The following is a 249-nucleotide window of genomic DNA, read 5'->3' as shown; positions in this document are numbered from 1 at the left end:
CTCCCCTTTCAGGCTTGCCAGCCAATCTTGTTCATTGCCTTGGAAGCCGTTGGCCAACGCCACCTCGTAGGCGCTTAACCCATCTGCGCCGCGCGGGCCGGGCGTGCCGGAACCGCTGCCTGGGTTTTGTTCAAGGAAAGTCACCCGTCCATCCAGGTCGTCCAAAGCGGCTCCCACAGTTTGATGCGTGGCACCGCTGCGGAACTGATAAATGGGCGCGACAAAGTTGCCGTTAACGAACGTGGCACC

General features: G+C 60.6%; 1 pseudogene. It reads right to left on the bottom strand.

Annotated elements, in window-relative coordinates:
• Nucleotides 1–249, bottom strand: a pseudogene (locus tag RYX56_RS24210) (hypothetical protein); the annotation flags it as partial.

Source organism: Alkalihalophilus lindianensis, from assembly GCF_032843265.1.
GTDB classification, from domain to species: Bacteria; Bacillota; Bacilli; order Bacillales; family Bacillaceae_D; genus Alkalihalophilus; species Alkalihalophilus lindianensis.
The sequence above is the reverse complement of the archived record's forward strand: the minus strand, read 5'-3'. Positions and strand labels throughout refer to the sequence as shown.